Here is a 17,927-nt window from a genome sequence, read left to right on the forward strand (position 1 = left end):
TAATTCTTTTTGCCATTGGGACTCAACAGATAAGTTTGCTTGTTGTATCATTCGTTTCACTTATATTTTGGTATTAATCTACTTAGAGGATGACATGGCTTCATTCAGCACAAACCAATTTAAAGCTGGCCTAAAATTAATGATTGACGGCGAGCCTTGCAACATTTTAGAAAATGAAATCGTTAAACCAGGTAAAGGCCAAGCTTTTAACCGAGTTCAATTGAAACTAGTTAGCGGTAAAGTATTAGAAAAAACATTTAAGTCTGGCGAGTCAGTTGAAGGCGCAGACGTAATGGATACAGATCTAGCTTACTTGTATACGGCGAGTTTTGGCATTTTATGAACAACGATACATTTGAGCAAATTGCAGCAGATGAAAAAGCCGTTGCAGACTCAGTAAAATGGTTAGTAGAAAACGACGTATGTACGCTAACGTTATGGAATGGTAACCCAATTGCTGTAACACCGCCTAATTTTGTTGAATTAGAAATTACAGAAACAGACCCTGGTCTAAAAGGTGATACTGCGGGTACAGGTGGCAAACCAGCTACATTAAGTACAGGTGCGGTAGTACGTGTTCCTTTATTCGTTCAAACGGGTGAAGTGATTCGTGTTGATACGCGTACTGGCGACTATGTTGGTCGTGCTCAAAAATAAATTAATGACGCTAAACTAGTCGTTACTTGTAACGTTTAGTTTGGATTTATTCAATTTTTGGTAACATAAGAGTCGGCTTAGCTGACTCTTTTTTTTGCCTGCAGCTTGGAATAACTTCGTAACCTAGTTTTAATGTTCGGTACCGTAAATACAAGGGAAATCTAATGTGGCAACCTAGTAGCTCAATTGAAACACTTAAGCAAACGAGCTAAGTTTATTAACAAAATTCGCCAATTTTTTATGTCTCGTGATGTATTAGAAGTCGATACGCCACTTCTTAGTCATGGCACTGTTACGGATGTGCACCTAGATGCATTTAGTAGTGAATTTTTTCATGACAATTCGGGACAAAATAAGCAGTTGTTTTTAACAAACTTCACCTGAATTTGCCATGAAACGTTTATTAAGCGCAGGTAGTGGTTCCATTTATCAAATATGCAAAGCCTTTCGAAATGAAAGCCCTGGTCGATTACATAATCCCGAATTTACTATGTTGGAATGGTACAGAGTAGATTATGATGAACATGCGTTAATGGATGAAGTTGATGCCTTGCTGATCTTTTGAATACGCAGGCTGCGATACGTATTAGTTATCAAGCTGCATTTCAAAACGCATTCAATATTGAGCTAGATACTACTGAGATTAGCCAATTAAAAGCGCTAGTTCTTACCCACAGCCCACATGATGACTGGGTTCACAATGAAACTAATAAAGATACTCTTTTGCAATGGTTGTTTAGTGTTGTCATCGAGCCAACTTTAGGCGCGCCTAATTCCTTGTATAATTCGACAGAGCAATGGTGTCCTTGTTTTGTTTATGATCTTCCCGCATCGCAAGCCGCACTTGCCAGAATTAATAAAAACAATTCAACGCTAGCGCACCGTTTTGAACTCTATTTTAAAGGGGTGGAGCTCGCTAATGGTTATTATGAACTGCAAAGTGAGCAAGAACAGCTTATGCGATTTACTAAAGACAACGAAACAGCGAGCTTTGTTAAATAAGCCGGTTATGCCAATCGATGAGAATTTGATTGACGCTTTAAAAAGTGGTTTTCCAAATTGTGCAGGTGTAGCATTGGGCGTAGATAGACTCTTTTTACTTTCACAACAAAAAGACTCAATTAGCGAAGTCATAAGTTTCGCTTACTCTCGTTGTTAGAGAGTAAGCTACACTGGTAACCTTGTAATTCGCAGCAACCTAGCAAAGCACCTGGGTCATAGCCTCTGATAACCCGCTAAAGGTAATTGGCTTGGTTAATTTCATGGCAAACAACGAGTCTTTATCATCGACAAATACATCAGCGGTTAATGCGACAACCGTCTGGTTTGGCTTATTTATTTTTATTTGTTCAGTTGCTTCAAAACCATTAATGTCGGGTAAGTTAATATCCATCAATACTAAATCAAACGTGTTGTCTTTACACAGTTGCACGCCCTGTAAACCATTGTCTGCAAGTGACACATTGCAGCCTAGGTTTTCCAGCATGGCTTTTACTAACACCTGATTAATATTGTTATCCTCGACTACTAAAATGTTTTTTCCAGGCGGAAGGTGTTTTTCTGATTGAATCTGCTTTTTTTGTACTTGTTTTTTAATAACAGGAAGTGGAATTTCTAGTCTAATGTGTGTGCCTTTTCCTAATTCACTACTAACGGATATTTCGCCATTCATCAACTCAAGTAATCCAAGCGTTATACTCAAGCCTAACCCTGTGCCATGTGCTTTTTTATTACCAACTTGGTGGTATTTATCAAAAATATTAGGTAAGTCTTGTTCGCTTATTCCTACGCCTTCATCAATGATATTAATAATGGCCTGGTTAGATTGAATTTCTAAGTTTAAGGTTATAGTAGTGCCTGAATTGGAAAACTTAATAGAGTTGTTAACTAAATTAATAATAATTTGCGACAACTTACCTGGGTCTAAATAAACCTCAAAGTTACTATCAGAAGAATATGAGTGACTTATGTTAATGCCTTGCTCTTGAGCCTTGATGTTTAACATGTTTAAAACATTATCAACAGTGTCGCATACGTCAAAATGTTGAGGTTCTAATGTCATCTTACCGGCTTCAATTTTACTCAGCTCTAAAACCGCATTAACCATCGATAATAAGTGCTTGCCACTAAAATCTATGTTTTCAATATAGCTTCTAGCTTGTTTATCCTTAAGTAATGTATCGGCGTCACTGAGTAGTAACTCGCTAAACCCAATAATTGCGTTAAGTGGTGTACGAATTTCGTGAGACATGTTTGATAAGAACTCAGTCTTAAACTGATTTGCCTGTTCTAATCTTTTAGTTTTGACTCTAAGTTCTAATTGGTTAATGACTTCACGGCCTAGTATCTCTAACGCCTTTTTCTGATGAGCATCGAGTTTCTTAGGAATTTGATCATAAACGCAAAGTGTACCAATAGGAAGACCTTCAGGTGATTTTAATGGCATACCTGCGTAAAAGCGTATATCTGGATTTTCAGTAACGAGGGGGTTATCAAAAAAGCGTTCATCCTTACTGGCGTCTTCTACCTCAAAAACTTCGTCTTGTAAGATTGCATGGCTACAAAAAGCAATGTCTCGGTTTGTTTCATTGGCACCTAAACCAACTTTACTTTTAAACCACTGTCGATCTGGATCCACTAAACTTATGAGAGATATAGGAGTACCACAAATCTCAGAGGCCAACTCAGTCAAATCGTCGAATGACTTTTCTGCTTCAGTGTCTAAAACTTCATACTCAATAAGTTTTTTTACCCTCTCCGATTCTTTCCAATGTAACGGCGCAGACTTCATTAATTTTTTTCCGCGCAGTTAAAACAGTTCGATAGCTTGGTCACTCGAACTTTGGTTTAGCTCTTTTTTAAACAGCTCAATAGCCTCTTCAATAACCGGCCCCATTCATAACAGCTTCATACATCGCCATTTCACTATCAATACTATAACTAGAACGAATCTTTATTCGCAACGAACCCCAATCTTCCGGGCTTTCTAATTTTTCGTTATCACTTAATAAGTCGGCAAGTAAAACTAAGTTTTCTTGAACGTGATTGAGTCTCTGTGCAAGGCGATCATAAAATTGGAAAGCGACAATTGCACCATTTACTTTTTCATACATTTTGGCGGCAGCTTGTTGTGTTTCCTTTGAACACTCATCGTTACTTTGCATCGATAAGCAAAAGTTAGCAAGATTTTGAAAAGAGTCGCCGATTTGCTCAATGGAGTTTTCACCGTCTAACATGCCTGTATGAATCTGGGCCACATTCAGTGCAAGTAATTTTGCGGTTTCAGAACGAAAACATAGATCGGCACCAGTCGATAAATTTAACGCCATATGATATCTCCTAATCAGTAGAGGTCATCGTTAATTGCTCAATAATATTAAAAGCTTGCCTTGGGTGATTCGCAAAAAGTCCATCTATTCCATTATTGTATAACCATTTAATTTCTTCGGCACGGTCAACAGTAAAAACAAAAACTTTCAACCCTTGTGCTTGTATTGCATGTACAAGCTTTAAGTTTAGGCAGTCCATATCCAAATGAACACTATACAAAGCAAAGTCCTTTAACAAAGACTCAATATTTATTGGGTTTACCGCTAATAATAGACCAAGTTTCAAATCTGGCAGGTGTTCAGAGATATCTTTTAAATAATGGTGATTAAAAGAAGAAATAATCAGACGACTTCGATCAAAATTGAATTCACTACAAAGTCGGCTTAATTCTCGTTCAAAACGCTTTATAGATTTAAGGTATTTAATCTCAATGTTTAAAACAAATTCAAATTGAGCACAATACTCAATAAGCCAGGACAATGTTGGCAATGGTTCACCATCATTCCCTTGTATTGTCTGTAAATCGTAGTCTGAAAGCTGAGTAACATGTTTGTCGATGTTTAATAACCGAGTAAGCCACCTGTCGTGGAACACTACAAAGTCATTTTCGGTTTCAAAGATATCAATTTCCACACCGTGCATCATATCATCGTTGCAGTGGCGAATAGCGACACGACTATTTTCCGGATGCAGTGCCGATTCACCGCGATGAGCAAAAACCATCATAAGGCGTACTCTTTATTTTGTTGGCGTGAGCGCAGCTTATTGTTTAGCGGAGGCTTTTTTAGTTGCCTGAGTTTCATATATTGCCGCAGCGAGAATAATAGATCCTCCACCAATAGTAGCAAGTGCAGGCACTTCAGCAAGAATTAAAAATGCGAAAGTAATACCATAAACTGGTTGTAAGCAACCAACCAAAGAGGCGGTTTTTGCTGAGGTCAATGAAATAGCAGACGCAAATAGAGCATGTGCACACGCAGAGAATACCACGGCAAATAAAATGAGCTTACCGATAGACTCAGCTGTGAGGTCTAACGCAGGCGTCTCTGCAATTGGAAATAATAAGAGGGCGGTCACCAAAAATTGAAAAAACATAGATTGGCCACCCGAATAGTGACTAAACTTGTGTTGAACTAGGATGTTTCGAAGTGCAAAACAAAACGCAGAAATTAAACCACAGCCTATTCCCATCAGTGTATCGTCACTTAATGACTCACCACCAAACCATAAGTCTGGGAATAGCATAGCCACGCCAAATAATACTGCTAAACCCAAAACCATATCTTTATTGGTAGGGCGAGTGCGTCTAAATAAGGGCTCAATAAAAACCGTCATCATGGGATAGGTGAAAAGCGCTAACATGGCGATAGCCACTGTTGTAATTTGGATCGCGTAAAAGTAGGTGACCCAGTGAATTGCAGCCAATGTGCCAATCGCTAAGGCGGTTAGTGCATCTTTTTTTGATTTAAGTGTTAAGGATTGTTTTTTATAACGAATGAATAAAGCCAGAAATATAACGGCAAATATAGCTCGATAAGCCGTCATATCCAGAGCAGGTAAATCAATTAATTTGGCAAAAAGCCCAGCCCCACCTAAGAGAAGCACCCCAAGGTGGAGTTGCAGTAAGCCTGGCATATTGATTTAGTTAGACTTTTTAGTTGCGAACAGTTCACCTAAGCGAGTGGTTGAACCTGCTTTAACATCGTCTGCAAATTCAATAGCGTCTTTTCCAAATAGACAAACAACCGTTGAACCTAATTTAAAGCGACCCATTTCTTCGCCACGTTCTAACTTAACAGACTTTTCGCCTTCCGCTGGGTAATCCCAACGATTAACAAACTTACCGCGAGGAGGTGTAATTTCACCAGCCCATACTGTTTCGATACTTCTTACAATAGTAGCGCCTACTAATACCATCGCCATTGGGCCAAGTTCAGTATCAAACATTGCCACAACACGCTCATTACGAGCAAACAAGTTAGGCACGTTTTGCGCCGTTAATGGGTTAACAGAAAACGCGTCCCCCGGTACGTAGATCATATCTGTTAATGTGCCAGCAACTGGCATATGCAAACGGTGGTAGTCACTAGGCGCAAGGTAGATACAGGCAAAATCACCGTCATCAAACTTCTCTGCTAAATCTTCGTAGCCGCCTAGTAATTCTAATGCTGTGTAGTAATGGTTTTTAGCTTGTACTAAACGACCATCATCAATTTTACCCAGTTGGCTTACGGCACCATCTACAGGATGTGCAATTTCGTTTTCGCCATCAACAATAGTACGAACATCTTCAGCCAACTCACGGGTGAAAAAGTCGTTAAAGGTTTTGTAATGTGTTGGATCTGGGTATTTCGCTTCGTCCATATTAATGTCGTAAGCTTTTATGAAACTTTTAATAAAAAACGTGGTGACAAAACCAAGCTTTGCTTTTGCTAAATAACCGACAAGTTTAGACACACCATGCTTTGGTAATGCGTACTGAAAGGCTAATTTTAAATTGTCGTATTTCACTGTCATTTCCTACTGTTTTTCGTGAGCCGATTATTGTAACCGACAGACCGTAATTTGAGAATTATTTTGAATCTTTAGACTGATGACGAAGCGTAATTTCATCAACGGTTTGTAAAATTCGAATATAACTTTGATAGCGTTGCTCACTAACATGACCATCTTTAATTGCTTGTTTTAATGCGCAACCAGGGTCGTTTTTATGGCTACAGTCTCTAAACTTACATTGCGTTATAAAGTCTGAAAACTCTACAAAACCAGCCAATATTTCTTCTTGGCTTAAATGCCACATTGCAAATTCACGTATTCCTGGTGAGTCAATAACAGCGCCGCCATTTTCTAAACGATAGAGCCTAGAAGCGGTTGTTGTGTGCTGACCCAAACGGCTATTCGTTGATACAATTTTTGTTTCAATGTTTACGTCTGGTAGTATTGCGTTAGTAAGTGATGACTTACCCACTCCAGATTCGACCAACAAACACGCTGGTGTGCCCTTCGATAAGTTGTTTTACCTGATCAATGCCTTCTTCTTCAATAGCAGACAGGGTAACCACTTCGTATCCAATAGAGCGATACAAGGCGACGGTATTTTCCACTACATCGCGGTTAGAGTCGTCGAGCAGATCCATTTTGTTTATTAGGATGATTGGTGTAATGCTAAGTTGTTCAACGGCAACCAAATAGCGGTCAATAATGTTAGGCGTTAAATCCGGTAGCAACGCAGATACAATCAAAATACGGTCAATATTGGCAGCCACAGGTTTTAAACCGTCATAAAAGTCAGGTCGAACAAATTCACTGGTTCGTGGTTCAACGGCTTCTATTACACCTTGGAAGTCTTCATTGTTAACTGTATATGGTCGCCAAACGACAGAGTCACCGCAAACTAATGATGCAACATTACGACGAATGTTACAGCGGATCATGGTTTGATCTTCCATTTCTACATCGGCATGCTGACCATAGCGAGTAATTACACGACCGAAACTTTGCGGGCCTAATAACGCATCATCAACAACTGCTTCTGGTTCTTGATTTTCAGCACCTTTCGCTTTAGCTAATCGCTTACTTTGATTGGCCTTGATACGACGTGTTTGAGATTTGGATAATTTCTTTTGTTTTGCCACTTTTGCTCTATGATTTAGTTATTAAAACTTGTGAAAGTCATTAAAAAGAATAACAATGCCTTTATAGTATACGTAACCGACCTTGATAAAAAGGAATGAGTAGGCCCTTATATGTCTTTTAGTGAAAATAACCTAGTTTGGGTAGATTTAGAAATGACTGGACTAGAGCCAAGACATTGCAAAGTTTTGGAAATAGCCACCATAGTCACCGACAGTGAATTAAATATCATTGCCGAAGGCCCAGAACTAGCCATCCATCAGTCGGACGAGATTTTAGATAACATGGATGAGTGGTGCATTCGCCAACACGGTAAAACTGGCCTTACTGACCGCTGTAAAAAAAGCACAGTAACAGAAGCGCAAGCCTGTGAAATGACTATTGATTTTCTAAAGGATTATGTGCCAGCTGGTGTTTCTCCAATGTGCGGAAATAGCATAGGTCAAGACCGTCGCTTTATGCATATTCACATGCTTTCTCTAGAAGAGTTTTTCCACTACAGAAATATAGATGTAAGCACAATTAAAGAATTAGGCAGAAGATGGCGCCCTGAAGTTCTAGACGGCGTTCAGAAAAAAGGTGTTCATTTAGCCCTTGATGATATTCGCGAGAGTATTGCAGAGCTTAAACATTATAAAGACACTTTTTTTAAGCTTTAATTAAAAAGCCAAGTTTAGCCAAAGGTCGTAAATTTATCTAAGCAACTGGCTAAAATGAAGTTATTCAGTTAAAACAAAAACCGCAATGTTAGATGTTAATCACATGCGGTTTTTTTGTGTCTGAAATCTATTAAATTGTTACCATCAATTGAACTTTTATTAGATATTTCCTTAGTCTTGCATTGACTCAAGTTCGATTTCAATTGCTCTGCAGCTTATCCACACTTCATATAACGACATTAACAACGACAAAACTAAGGTTAATAAACTACACCCAAACATAATAGAACCAAGTTGCGGTTGCTCTAGAAATAACGCCAGCATAGCCAATACACACAGTAGAAAACTTAATACGCCACAGGTTTGCATCGAGCGGATTAAATGTAAGCGACTTTTTAAGTTGGTGATTTGTCTTTTAACAACGATTTCCAGGCCTTTATTGTTTCTCTGATTTAGTTCTCTAATCAGTTGCGCAAGAACAAGAAATCGGTTGGTATAAGCTAATAAAAGCAAAGAGATAGCAGGAAAAAGTAGTGCTGGAGTGGTTAACGTCATGTCGAATACATCAATAAAACTAGGGTTTAAAAAGCATACAGACAGTCTATGATTAATGACAATTATTTTTGCCATAAAAATTAGTTATTTTTCATAACAAAAGTTGCTATTCTGTTTTTAATTAAGTCGAGCCTTTCATGGAGAGCGACCATTGGCTGTAAATAAAGTGGAAGAACAAGAGCTACTAAAGGTAAAAGACGAATTAGCAAAATTGCAAAAGACGTTAGCCGTGGTAGAGAATGACAAGCAGGAAGCAGAAGATGCCCTTGTGGAATTGTCACAGCACTTAACAATTCAAGAAGAACAACTCGAAGCTTTGCAGCAAGCGCAGCCGATAGCCGATGGAAGTGAAATTGCGTTACTCACAGAGAAGCTCAAAAAAGCTGAACTGGAGTCTGAGCGGCTCTCTGAACAGTTGCTTGTTAAAGACTTATCAATTAGTCAATTTATGACCGAAATTGGCGATTTAAAAGATATTATTGAGTCAACTCAGGCAACTAATGCAGAAATTGAAGATACGAACCAATCAAAAATATTAGCTGAAAAGCAAGCTGAGCAGCTAGTCGAGTTGCAGCAACAAATTAGTCACCTTTCCGATTTACTAGACAAGACCTCAGAAGAAAACGTCAATCATAAACAACAACTGCAAGAGCAACAAACCAAGTTTTCGACAAGTCAAAATGAAGCAGAAACTGAATTCGCAAAACAACAAGTCGAGCAGAACCAAAGCATATCAAAACTTAAAAATCGCGTTGCAGAATTAGAGCAACAAGTTGAAGTTGATGCTTTTGACAATAAGATGTTGCAAGAAGAAGTTATCGGTTATCAATCCGATATAGAAAAACAAGTTGGAGAGTTAAGCTCTCTTCAGCAATTAACGACATCGTTGACCGAAAAAATTGATCACCTTGAAGAGCTGTTAGAAGAAAAGACGCAGTTAGGTGTTGAGTACAAATTAAAGTTCCAAGGCGCTGAAGAAAGTAATAAGACGCTATCATTGGAGTTGAGTAAAAAAGAACAAGCTTATATTGCATTAGAAGAGCAGTTGTCATCTAGTAAAGACAACGTAGTAACACAAATAGAAAAGGTGCAAAATCTTGAGCTGCAAATTCATAAGCTCGAAAAACGCAATGCTGAATTAGTACAAGAGCAGGTTCGCCAAGAACAGCAAAAGCAAGCTAATGTCGAATCTCTAGAGTCTACGATAAAGGAATTGAACGACTCACTTGATTCTCAGAAGACCGATTTTATCGAACAAATCGCTGATCTAAACGCCAAGTATATTGAAAAAGAAAGTGCCTTAACTGAGGCGTTAGCTAACTCAAATAAGCTAACTAATCTTTTAGAAATAAGCCAAAAAGAAACCAAAAATGCGTTAGAAACGGCAACAAAGTCTAAGTCTGAACAACAACTCATAGCTGAACAGAAAATTGACCAGCAAAAGCAGCAATATCAGCAGCAAATCGCTGAACTGAACGCAAAGTATATTGAAAAAGAAAATGCCTTAACGCAAGCAAGTCGTGAAGCTGCAGAACAGCTTGAAGCCCATGAATTGCAAAAAAGCGAGCAAGCAGCTATCTGGGCTTTAGAAAAAGAACAACTTGAGCGACAAAAAGTGGATGTAGACACTGCTCATCAGCAATTACAAAATAACTTGTTAGCGATGACGGCGCAGCTAAAAGACCTCGAAAGTGAAAGGGATAGCCTACAAGGTGAGCTATTAATAGCGACTCAAAGTAGTGATGAAAACTCAACCGCGCTTACAAAACAAAATAAAGAATTAGCAGAAAAGGTTGCAGTGGCCGAAGATCGTGCATCTAGCCTACAAAGCCGAATTGGTGAGTTGGAACAACAATATCAACAACAGGAACAACAACTCCAACAACAAATTGAGCAGCTTCAACAGCAAAACCAACAGCAGGAACAACAACTCCAACAGCAAATTGACCTACTAAATGTTAAAAAAGACGACTTAGCGAACTTACTGGCGTCGGCCGAAGAGAACGACCGCCAATCTCAACAGCAAATTGCTGCGCTGAACGCCAAGTATACTGAAAGTGAAAACGCCTTAACCAAGGCCAATCGTGAGACTGCAGAACAGCTTGAAGCTTATGAAGCTCAAAAAATAGAGCAAGCGGCTAACTGGGCAATTGAAAAAGAGCAAATCGAGCGCCAAAAAGTGGATGTAGATATTGCTCATCAGCAATTACAAAATAACTTGTTAGCCATGACAGCGCAACTTCAAGACGTTGAAAGAGAGAGAGATAACCTACAAGGTGAGCTATTAATAGCAACTCAAAATGGTGATGAAAACTCAACTGCGCTTACTCAACAAAATAAAGAATTAGCAGAAAAAGTTAAAGTAGCCGAAGATCTAGCATCTAGCCTGCAAAGTCGAATTGGCGAGCTAGAGCTTAAATACCAACAACAAATTGACCAATTAAATGTCAAAAACGACGACTTAGCGAACATACTGGCATTAGCTAACGAGAATGACCGATTGTCTCAGCAGCAAATTACGCAACTTAAAGTGGAATTAGCTGAAACAAAAGAGCAGTTGGTTGCATATCAAGAAAAAGTGGCTAGTAATTCTAATGCTGATGATGCGATGGCCATGCTAGAGGCGACAAATAGTCGTTTAGCAAAAGAATTGAAAACAATCAGCGATGCTAAGCAAGAACTGCAAGAGCAATTTAATTACTCAGAGCAGAAAGCGGCATCATTGCAAGCTCGAATTGTCTACCGCACAAAATGTTAGTACCGAGCAAAGCGATCAGTTACTTGAAACTAATATAGAATTTAACGAACTTATTGAAACGCTCAAAATCGAAAATGCTCAAATGAAAAATGATTTTGAACAGCTGAAAGTTCGATTTGATGATTCGATGGGCCAATTGGCCCAAGTTGATGATGACCTAGTTGAAAGTCAACAACGCTTAAGAGAAGTTAAAGACGAGTTACGTAAAGAACGTGAGCGAAACCATCAAGTTGAGCATGAATTAAAGCTAGTTAATGAAATAGAGCAACAACATAGGGATGAGTTAGAAGCCTATAAACAAGGTCATATAGAAGAAACTGAATTGGTGGCCGAAGCTGAAATTGATCATGCAAGAACTGTTATTCAGCAATTAAGAGCGGAAAACTCTAGGTTGAAAACTGATTTAGATGAAAAAATTTCAGAATTAGAAAGCCAGGTTACCGAGTATCGGTTAAAATTCAATTTTGCCCAACAACAACTTGTTGCGCAGCAGCAGTTATCAGAGCAACAAAGTTAATTATGTTGCTCAATTTGATTCTATTAAACTGAGATTATATTTATGAGCCAAAACAAGGCGAACAACTTTGCACGAATTCGGTGCCCTTCCGCGCAAGCAGCAAGGTATTCTTTCTCTCGTTCTATTGCAACGAATGTTGCCAAATTACAAACTTTTTACCACAGTTACCGAATTTCCTCAGCCACATCAAATAGACAACGTAATGAACAGCTTATGGGAACGCTTATTAGTTCACGGAAGTAAGTTGAATTTTTCGGCGTTAGAAGAAAAAGTCGAATTGTTAACGCCCGATGAAGCTGACTTTGATATGTATGGTGTGTATCCAGCAATATACTTTTGTACAGGCCTATTAAACTATATCGCTGGTGAGCAGACAGAAGATGATTTTGACGGTGTAGATATCGCAAAAATCTCTCAAGGTTGTATTGTCCATTTGATTGAATACCAAGCGGGCGATACAGAGCTAGATAACGCTCAAATTCGTGACCATGAGCTAATGATCCACGAAGTTGAATTACTTACTGAGTTGATTGATTGGTTAGAAACGTTTGAAATGAAAAAGCTCTCGGCGAATGAAATCAAAAAACTTGCACTTAGCAAAGCGTATGCTGACGGCGTAACAAATATAGGAATTTCACTGGAAGATTAGTCTTTTAGTTGGAAATAAGTAAGCTTTATAAAAAGCAGTGTTATTAATACGCTGCTTTTTTTTCGCACTTTTCGTAACAAGTTTGTCATTTATCAACGAGAACCAAATTGACTAATTTATGTACTAATGGTGACACGATAAAAATAGCAGGAAATGCGACTGTAAAGGCAAATCCCCACGCTTTTAACCACATTAATAATAAGCCTGGAATTATACCTACGTTAAAAGTAGTGATCACAAGTGACATAACACAAGACATGATCAATGCCATAAAAAACGAAAAAACAATGCGGTGATACTTTTGGCTTATCACTCAATTCTCCTGAATAGACGTAAATGTTGACTGTTTTTGATTGCGTCTTGTGCCATTATTTGTGGCGACGCCATTTGCTGTATTTGGCATGTACGCCACGACTTAAGTTAGCAGAGTAACCTTCTACTGCATCAATTCCGTATAAAATAGCCACAACTAACACCGACAGTTTTATTGCCACTATCGAGTCAATTACAGCTACACAGACACCTAACGCGGCAAGTGCCCATATTGTTGCAGCAGACGTAACGCCAGTCACAACGCCTTCTCGGGTCATCATTACACCGGCACCTAAAAAGCCAACGCCGGTAACGACTTGACCAATAATACGAGACGGATCAGAGGCGTCGTTTATAACAAAGGCAGAAATCGCGACGAACATATAAGTCCCTAGTACAATCAGCGACGAGGTTCTAATGCCAACAGGCTTGCCTCGTAACTGACGTTCAAGACCAATAATGGAACCGCACAATAATGCTGCACCAATGGATTGCCAACTAAAAGGGTGTATCGATAATAATTCTGTTAATGTCATGATAATACTCTGAAAAAAGAAGGCGCGTTATACACGTTAAACTAATTTTAGCCCAATACTTTCTAGTAAGTTTACGGCCTCAAACCTTGAAAACGTTGCACCTTCAATATCGTTTTCAAATAAATTAATGGAATAGCCGACGGCTTCGGTAAAGTTAACATTATTTAAAACCGTTTTGTTAAATTGGCTATTAGTAAAGTCAGTAAAACTAAAGTCTGCGTTTTTAAAAATGCCTTCGCGAAAGTCGACATCATAGGCTTTGCACTCTTCTAGTACCAAACTAGGTAGCTCCAATCCAAAAAATGAACTGTCATTGAGCACGCACTTTTCAAATTTTACCTGCGCCGACAACGTAATATTTGGCCAATAAGCTCGCGTCCAATCAATACCCAACATTTTGCAATCTGCAAACAAAACATCTGAAAACTGGCACCCTCCAACTTTGGATAAGCTTAGGTTGCAGCGAACAAAATGACACTCTATAAATTTACAGTCTTCAAAGTTTACATCACTAAAATTACAGTCTGTGAACGTACAACCTTCAAACTCACCTTCCGCTACAAGGCTGTCAGACATATCTAAGTCGGTAAAATACTCATCTAAATAATGGGCGTTGCTGTCTATATATTTGGTCAAAATATTACCTTGTTATTAAAGCGGTTTATTTAATAAATACTGAATCAAAGCGAAGTATTCTTGTTTTGATTTAAAGCCATTACCCAACGTTTTGTATCGACCATTGATAATTAGCGCAGGCACGCTATTAATGCCTTGTTCACGGAGCAATTGAGTTTTTTTACTGCGACTCGCATATTCACCTTTAATAACAAAACTATTGATAAGTTTTGATACTTTTTTCGTTTCGACACCTAGGCGGGTAAAAATAGAATTTACTTGGCGAACAGAGGTTAGCTTCTGTTTTTTGACATGAATAAGATTAAACACGGCATCAGTAAAGCGAGTTTTTAGTTTTAATCGTTCCGCAACAATCAAGGCTTTACCTAGATATATTTCAACTTCAACATTTTGACCAGGCATGTTCTCGACATGGTTATTTATAAACGCAGTACCGGCCGGTAAGGTTGATTTAATTTCTCTCATGAAGCTCTCTTGCTTAAAACAATGAGGGCAGTAAAATGAAAAGAACTCACGGACTTCAGGTTTATTAACGTCATAAGGCTTTATTTCTTGATAATGCACGCCTTCTTTAAACTCAGCTGCGTTTGATTGGAATGCAAAAAGCGTAACTGCAAGCGTAAACAAAGTTGTAATTAGCAGAGTATTTTTTGACATGTTTTTGTCCTTGCAACGGTCCATTAAGATTCCTTTGTATCGAGTTATCAATAATATAAAATGATTGTTGCAGTAACGCGATGATTATTCAATCAGTAGCTATTCATAATAGTAAAATAGGACGCCAACAGGTGAGACTTAGCAATCGTTTAAGTACAATTCAATCAATTGCAGAGCATGCCCATAAACAATATAACTATGACTATATTTGGGATACCTGTTGTGATCATGGTCAACTGGGTGCAGCATTGTTAAAAAACGGCATAAGTAGCCAGCTCTTTTTTGTTGATATTGTGCCTGAGCTAATGGCTAATTTAGAGCAAAACCTAAAACAGTTTTTTCCAAATCAACAACATCAGTGGCAAGTATTGTGTGAAGACGTTTCCTGTTTACCCTTAAACCGCATAGAAAAACCTAACGGCAAACATTTAATAATTATTGCGGGCGTTGGCGGCGACTTAATGCTTGAGTTTATCACTCAACTAAAGCAACGATTTCCAGACCTAGCGTTAGATTTTCTGTTGTGCCCTGTGCATCATCAATTTTCACTACGTAACCAACTAAGGAAAATGGAATTTAGTCTACACCATGAGGAGGTAGTAGAAGAGAACCGCCGTTTTTATGAGGTACTTTTAGTAACAACAGCTAGCTTACCGCAATCACAAAAAGTTAGCGTTGTAGGTGAGGCCCTTTGGCAATATCAGACCGCAACCGAACAAAACATGCTTGAACGCTATTTATCAAAAACATTAGAGCATTATAAACGAATGCAAAAGGGAAACAGCAACCTTGCCGACAGTGCTCTTGCGTCGTATGAAAGGGTGAAAATTGAAAAGGCGTCACTTCAATTGACTTCAAAGTAGACGCCTCTTTCAGGGTTAACATTTAGAAACGGTAGCTAACGTTACCGTAAACAAAACGACCATCTAAGCTGTAAGGTGTAAATGCACTGTAGGTAAATATCTGATTAAAGTTACTAAAACCTATGTTGCTTACCGTGTCTTGAGGGTATTGATCAAATAGGTTATTTGCACCTACAGATACCGTCCATTTCTCATTAGCTTGATACGAGACCTCAACATCAGTAATCCATTTTGCCGCTAACACTTCATCATTCTCTGGGTTACTTGAAACATCAACCACTTCGCCATATCGCGTTGCTCTAAGCGTGGTTGACCAATCGTTATAATCCCAAGTCGCCGATAAATTAACTTTGTTTTTTGGCGTGCCTTGTTCAAAACGAGCCACTTCTCTGCGTGCAAAGTATTGAGTAAGTGTCGCCAAGTGCCGCTAATTCAGCTGGATTATCTTTTATGTGTGTTACTTCTGTATCGTTTATATTCGCTGCTGCATTTAACGTTAAAGAGCCAAAGCCTGCTTCACCCAAACCGTTTAAATTAAAGCGGTAAGTTGCAACAATATCAACACCTTTAGTTGTAGAGTCTATTGCATTGGTAAAATAGCGAACGCTTTGTGCGTTGGTTTCACCTGCTTGTTGCAGAATATCTACAACTGCATCACCTCTTAAGTTTTCTGAAAGCACTATACGGTCATCAATTTTTATCTCGATAAGCATCCACCGTGAAGGTGAAGTCGTCATAAGTATAAATAAAGCCAGCCGTTGCATTTACTGACTCTTCAGCTTCTAATTCTTGTGCTCCTAGCGCTACTGCTGCATCATCCGTCACAGGGAATAAGCCTACCTCTCTAGGAATACCGTTTTCAAAAACTGTACTGATAGACTTATATGAGGTTTGCGCCAGTGAAGGTGCCCTAAAGCCTGTGCTAATTGCGCCACGAAGAGAAAAGTCATCGGTTACACTATAACGTGCGGCTAGTTTAGAAGTGAAGGTACTGCCAAAGTCGCTATAGTCTTCAAAACGACCGGCAAGGATCACATTTAAACTCTCTGTCAAATACGTATCTAGCTCTGCAAAAACCGCTACATTGTGACGGCTTTCGTCGGTTGCGCTATCAGGAGAAAAACCCGATAGAACTTGTGCGCCACCAGAGGCAATTGGATCTCCGTTTGCGTCAGTAGCCGTAATGTAAGAGGCTTCTTCACCCACTTCTATTTGGTAATTTTCGTGTCGGTATTCAGCGCCAATCGTCAAATACACAATGTCAGGCAAACCTAAATCTACCGAGGTATTAGCATCAGCATTTAAGACAATTTGTTGATATTTTAAGGCACCATTGTCAAATGATGTTGGACTATTTTCGCCAAGAGACGTGTTTAAACTATTTGTAACTCCTAAACCAAAGTCGTTGAGTCCGTAATTCGCACTTACGTCCCAAGTCCAATCGTTTGTCTCGCCATTAACCCCAATGGCAAAGGCGTAATCTTTAACATCAGAGACTATCTGTGGTAAAAAACCGTCGGCATAAATAGACTCAACATTTCGTGAGTCTTTAGCACGGCGATAGAAACCGCCTGAGTTGCCTTCACGATCTGAATAACTACCAAATGAATATAAATCAACAGACTCTGATAGGGCGTAACCTAAGTTATAAAACAACGCCATATCTTCAATCTCGGCTTTACCAAAGCGATGGTTATAACGGTCAATGGTTAATTCACTAGGGTCTAAAGTGCCATCCGCCAAACGATTGTATTGCTCTCTTTCGTCTATGCCAGAGCGATTAGTTGGTTCGTTGTTACGTAGCTCTAAAGACACATTCACAAAACCTTTTTCGCCTAGGGCAAAACCACTGTTTGCGCTAAAAGTGCGAGTTGCGCCGTCATCGAAGGTTTCGTCAGCGCCTTTAGTAAAATCAAGGTTGCCATTAGCATCAATACCCGTTTCAAGTAGCTGAGGTGAACCAGCCATTTGTGAGTCATACTCACCATAAGTTAAGCTTACGCTGCCGCCCTCTGAAGCGTCTTTCAAAACAATATTGATAACGCCGGCAATGGCATCAGAGCCATATTGTGCAGCCGCGCCGTCACGCAATACCTCAACTCGCTTAATAGCCGAGGTTGGGATTATGTTTAAGTTGACCGCTGAACTACCACGACCAACAGGTG

At 39.1% G+C, this 17,927-nt stretch carries 15 protein-coding genes and 4 pseudogenes; 7 read left to right on the forward strand and 12 right to left on the reverse strand.

Annotated elements, in window-relative coordinates:
- The first annotated feature begins 94 nt into the window (after positions 1-94).
- Positions 95-657: pseudogene (gene efp, locus AC0L8N_RS00210) on the forward strand (elongation factor P).
- 164 nt (positions 658-821) lie between these two features.
- Positions 822-1,816 (forward strand): annotated as a pseudogene (epmA, locus tag AC0L8N_RS00215) (elongation factor P--(R)-beta-lysine ligase).
- A 39-nt stretch (positions 1,817-1,855) separates the two neighbouring features.
- Here epmA and AC0L8N_RS00220 read toward each other — a convergent pair.
- The 6 genes and pseudogenes from AC0L8N_RS00220 to rsgA all read right to left on the reverse strand — a co-directional run bounded on the left by AC0L8N_RS00220 (position 1,856) and on the right by rsgA (position 7,622).
- A complete protein-coding gene (locus tag AC0L8N_RS00220; RefSeq protein ID WP_473665604.1) occupies positions 1,856-3,448 on the reverse strand; it encodes a GAF domain-containing hybrid sensor histidine kinase/response regulator in 1,593 nt (530 codons plus the stop codon).
- Between the two features lie 88 nt (positions 3,449-3,536).
- Positions 3,537-3,986: a hypothetical protein gene (locus AC0L8N_RS00225; RefSeq protein ID WP_473665605.1), complete on the reverse strand. Its 450-nt coding sequence runs from the start codon at positions 3,984-3,986 to the stop codon at positions 3,537-3,539.
- A gap of 10 nt (positions 3,987-3,996) precedes the next feature.
- Positions 3,997-4,713, reverse strand: coding sequence for a glycerophosphodiester phosphodiesterase (locus AC0L8N_RS00230; RefSeq protein ID WP_473665606.1), 717 nt, complete (start codon positions 4,711-4,713; stop codon positions 3,997-3,999).
- A gap of 36 nt (positions 4,714-4,749) precedes the next feature.
- Positions 4,750-5,622, reverse strand: coding sequence for a DMT family transporter (locus tag AC0L8N_RS00235; protein ID WP_472674817.1), 873 nt, complete (start codon positions 5,620-5,622; stop codon positions 4,750-4,752).
- 6 nt (positions 5,623-5,628) lie between these two features.
- Positions 5,629-6,498, reverse strand: a complete 870-nt coding sequence (gene asd / locus AC0L8N_RS00240; RefSeq protein WP_473665607.1) for an archaetidylserine decarboxylase — start codon at positions 6,496-6,498, stop codon at positions 5,629-5,631.
- A 61-nt stretch (positions 6,499-6,559) separates the two neighbouring features.
- A pseudogene (rsgA, locus tag AC0L8N_RS00245) lies at positions 6,560-7,622 on the reverse strand (small ribosomal subunit biogenesis GTPase RsgA).
- A gap of 111 nt (positions 7,623-7,733) precedes the next feature.
- Here rsgA and orn point away from each other — a divergent pair.
- Positions 7,734-8,279, forward strand: a complete 546-nt coding sequence (gene orn / locus AC0L8N_RS00250; protein ID WP_210560430.1) for an oligoribonuclease — start codon at positions 7,734-7,736, stop codon at positions 8,277-8,279.
- A gap of 171 nt (positions 8,280-8,450) precedes the next feature.
- Here the strand turns inward: orn and AC0L8N_RS00255 are convergent, their stop codons facing one another.
- Positions 8,451-8,834: a DUF2721 domain-containing protein gene (locus AC0L8N_RS00255; RefSeq protein ID WP_472675849.1), complete on the reverse strand. Its 384-nt coding sequence runs from the start codon at positions 8,832-8,834 to the stop codon at positions 8,451-8,453.
- Between the two features lie 151 nt (positions 8,835-8,985).
- Between AC0L8N_RS00255 and AC0L8N_RS00260 the strand changes: the two genes are divergently transcribed.
- From AC0L8N_RS00260 to AC0L8N_RS00270, 3 genes are all read left to right on the forward strand, one after another.
- The gene (locus AC0L8N_RS00260) at positions 8,986-11,592 is read left to right on the forward strand and encodes a coiled-coil domain-containing protein (RefSeq protein ID WP_473665608.1); all 2,607 of its coding nucleotides are present in this window, start codon (positions 8,986-8,988) and stop codon (positions 11,590-11,592) included.
- A complete protein-coding gene (locus AC0L8N_RS00265) occupies positions 11,570-12,109 on the forward strand; it encodes a hypothetical protein (protein ID WP_473665609.1) in 540 nt (179 codons plus the stop codon). Before AC0L8N_RS00260 ends, AC0L8N_RS00265 begins: the two co-directional genes overlap by 23 nt.
- Positions 12,110-12,176: 67 nt before the next feature.
- On the forward strand, positions 12,177-12,758 hold the full coding sequence (locus AC0L8N_RS00270) for a DUF416 family protein (protein WP_473665610.1): 582 nt from the start codon (positions 12,177-12,179) through the stop codon (positions 12,756-12,758).
- Positions 12,759-12,843: 85 nt separating this feature from the next.
- Here the strand turns inward: AC0L8N_RS00270 and AC0L8N_RS00275 are convergent, their stop codons facing one another.
- From AC0L8N_RS00275 to AC0L8N_RS00290, 4 genes are read right to left on the reverse strand one after another with little or no spacing between them, the layout of a single operon-like run.
- A complete protein-coding gene (locus AC0L8N_RS00275; protein ID WP_472674821.1) occupies positions 12,844-13,071 on the reverse strand; it encodes a DUF2798 domain-containing protein in 228 nt (75 codons plus the stop codon).
- 55 nt (positions 13,072-13,126) lie between these two features.
- Positions 13,127-13,606 (reverse strand): MgtC/SapB family protein, encoded by a 480-nt coding sequence (locus AC0L8N_RS00280; RefSeq protein WP_472674822.1) that lies wholly within the window; start codon positions 13,604-13,606, stop codon positions 13,127-13,129.
- Positions 13,607-13,642: 36 nt separating this feature from the next.
- Positions 13,643-14,242 (reverse strand): pentapeptide repeat-containing protein, encoded by a 600-nt coding sequence (locus tag AC0L8N_RS00285; RefSeq protein ID WP_472674823.1) that lies wholly within the window; start codon positions 14,240-14,242, stop codon positions 13,643-13,645.
- Positions 14,243-14,257: 15 nt separating this feature from the next.
- A complete protein-coding gene (locus AC0L8N_RS00290) occupies positions 14,258-14,899 on the reverse strand; it encodes a thiol:disulfide interchange protein DsbA/DsbL (protein WP_472674824.1) in 642 nt (213 codons plus the stop codon).
- An 80-nt stretch (positions 14,900-14,979) separates the two neighbouring features.
- Between AC0L8N_RS00290 and AC0L8N_RS00295 the strand changes: the two genes are divergently transcribed.
- On the forward strand, positions 14,980-15,762 hold the full coding sequence (locus tag AC0L8N_RS00295; protein ID WP_473665611.1) for a tRNA (adenine(22)-N(1))-methyltransferase: 783 nt from the start codon (positions 14,980-14,982) through the stop codon (positions 15,760-15,762).
- A gap of 22 nt (positions 15,763-15,784) precedes the next feature.
- On the opposite strand, the pseudogene AC0L8N_RS00300 reads toward AC0L8N_RS00295, so the two are convergent.
- Positions 15,785-17,927, reverse strand: a pseudogene (locus AC0L8N_RS00300) (TonB-dependent receptor plug domain-containing protein); the annotation flags it as partial.

Source organism: Woeseia sp. D3-10, assembly GCF_055809415.1.

Excerpts from the sequence above, each read along its gene's own strand:
- AC0L8N_RS00230 (WP_473665606.1), bottom strand. The coding sequence starts at position 4,713 with ATGATGGTTTTTGCTCATCGCGGTGAATCGGCACTGCATCCGGAAAAT.
- AC0L8N_RS00280 (WP_472674822.1), bottom strand. The coding sequence starts at position 13,606 with ATGACATTAACAGAATTATTATCGATACACCCTTTTAGTTGGCAATCC.
- orn (WP_210560430.1), top strand. The coding sequence starts at position 7,734 with ATGTCTTTTAGTGAAAATAACCTAGTTTGGGTAGATTTAGAAATGACT.
- AC0L8N_RS00220 (WP_473665604.1), bottom strand. The coding sequence starts at position 3,448 with ATGAAGTCTGCGCCGTTACATTGGAAAGAATCGGAGAGGGTAAAAAAA.
- AC0L8N_RS00295 (WP_473665611.1), top strand. The coding sequence starts at position 14,980 with ATGATTATTCAATCAGTAGCTATTCATAATAGTAAAATAGGACGCCAA.
- AC0L8N_RS00255 (WP_472675849.1), bottom strand. The coding sequence starts at position 8,834 with ATGACGTTAACCACTCCAGCACTACTTTTTCCTGCTATCTCTTTGCTT.
- AC0L8N_RS00235 (WP_472674817.1), bottom strand. The coding sequence starts at position 5,622 with ATGCCAGGCTTACTGCAACTCCACCTTGGGGTGCTTCTCTTAGGTGGG.
- AC0L8N_RS00290 (WP_472674824.1), bottom strand. The coding sequence starts at position 14,899 with ATGTCAAAAAATACTCTGCTAATTACAACTTTGTTTACGCTTGCAGTT.
- AC0L8N_RS00225 (WP_473665605.1), bottom strand. The coding sequence starts at position 3,986 with ATGGCGTTAAATTTATCGACTGGTGCCGATCTATGTTTTCGTTCTGAA.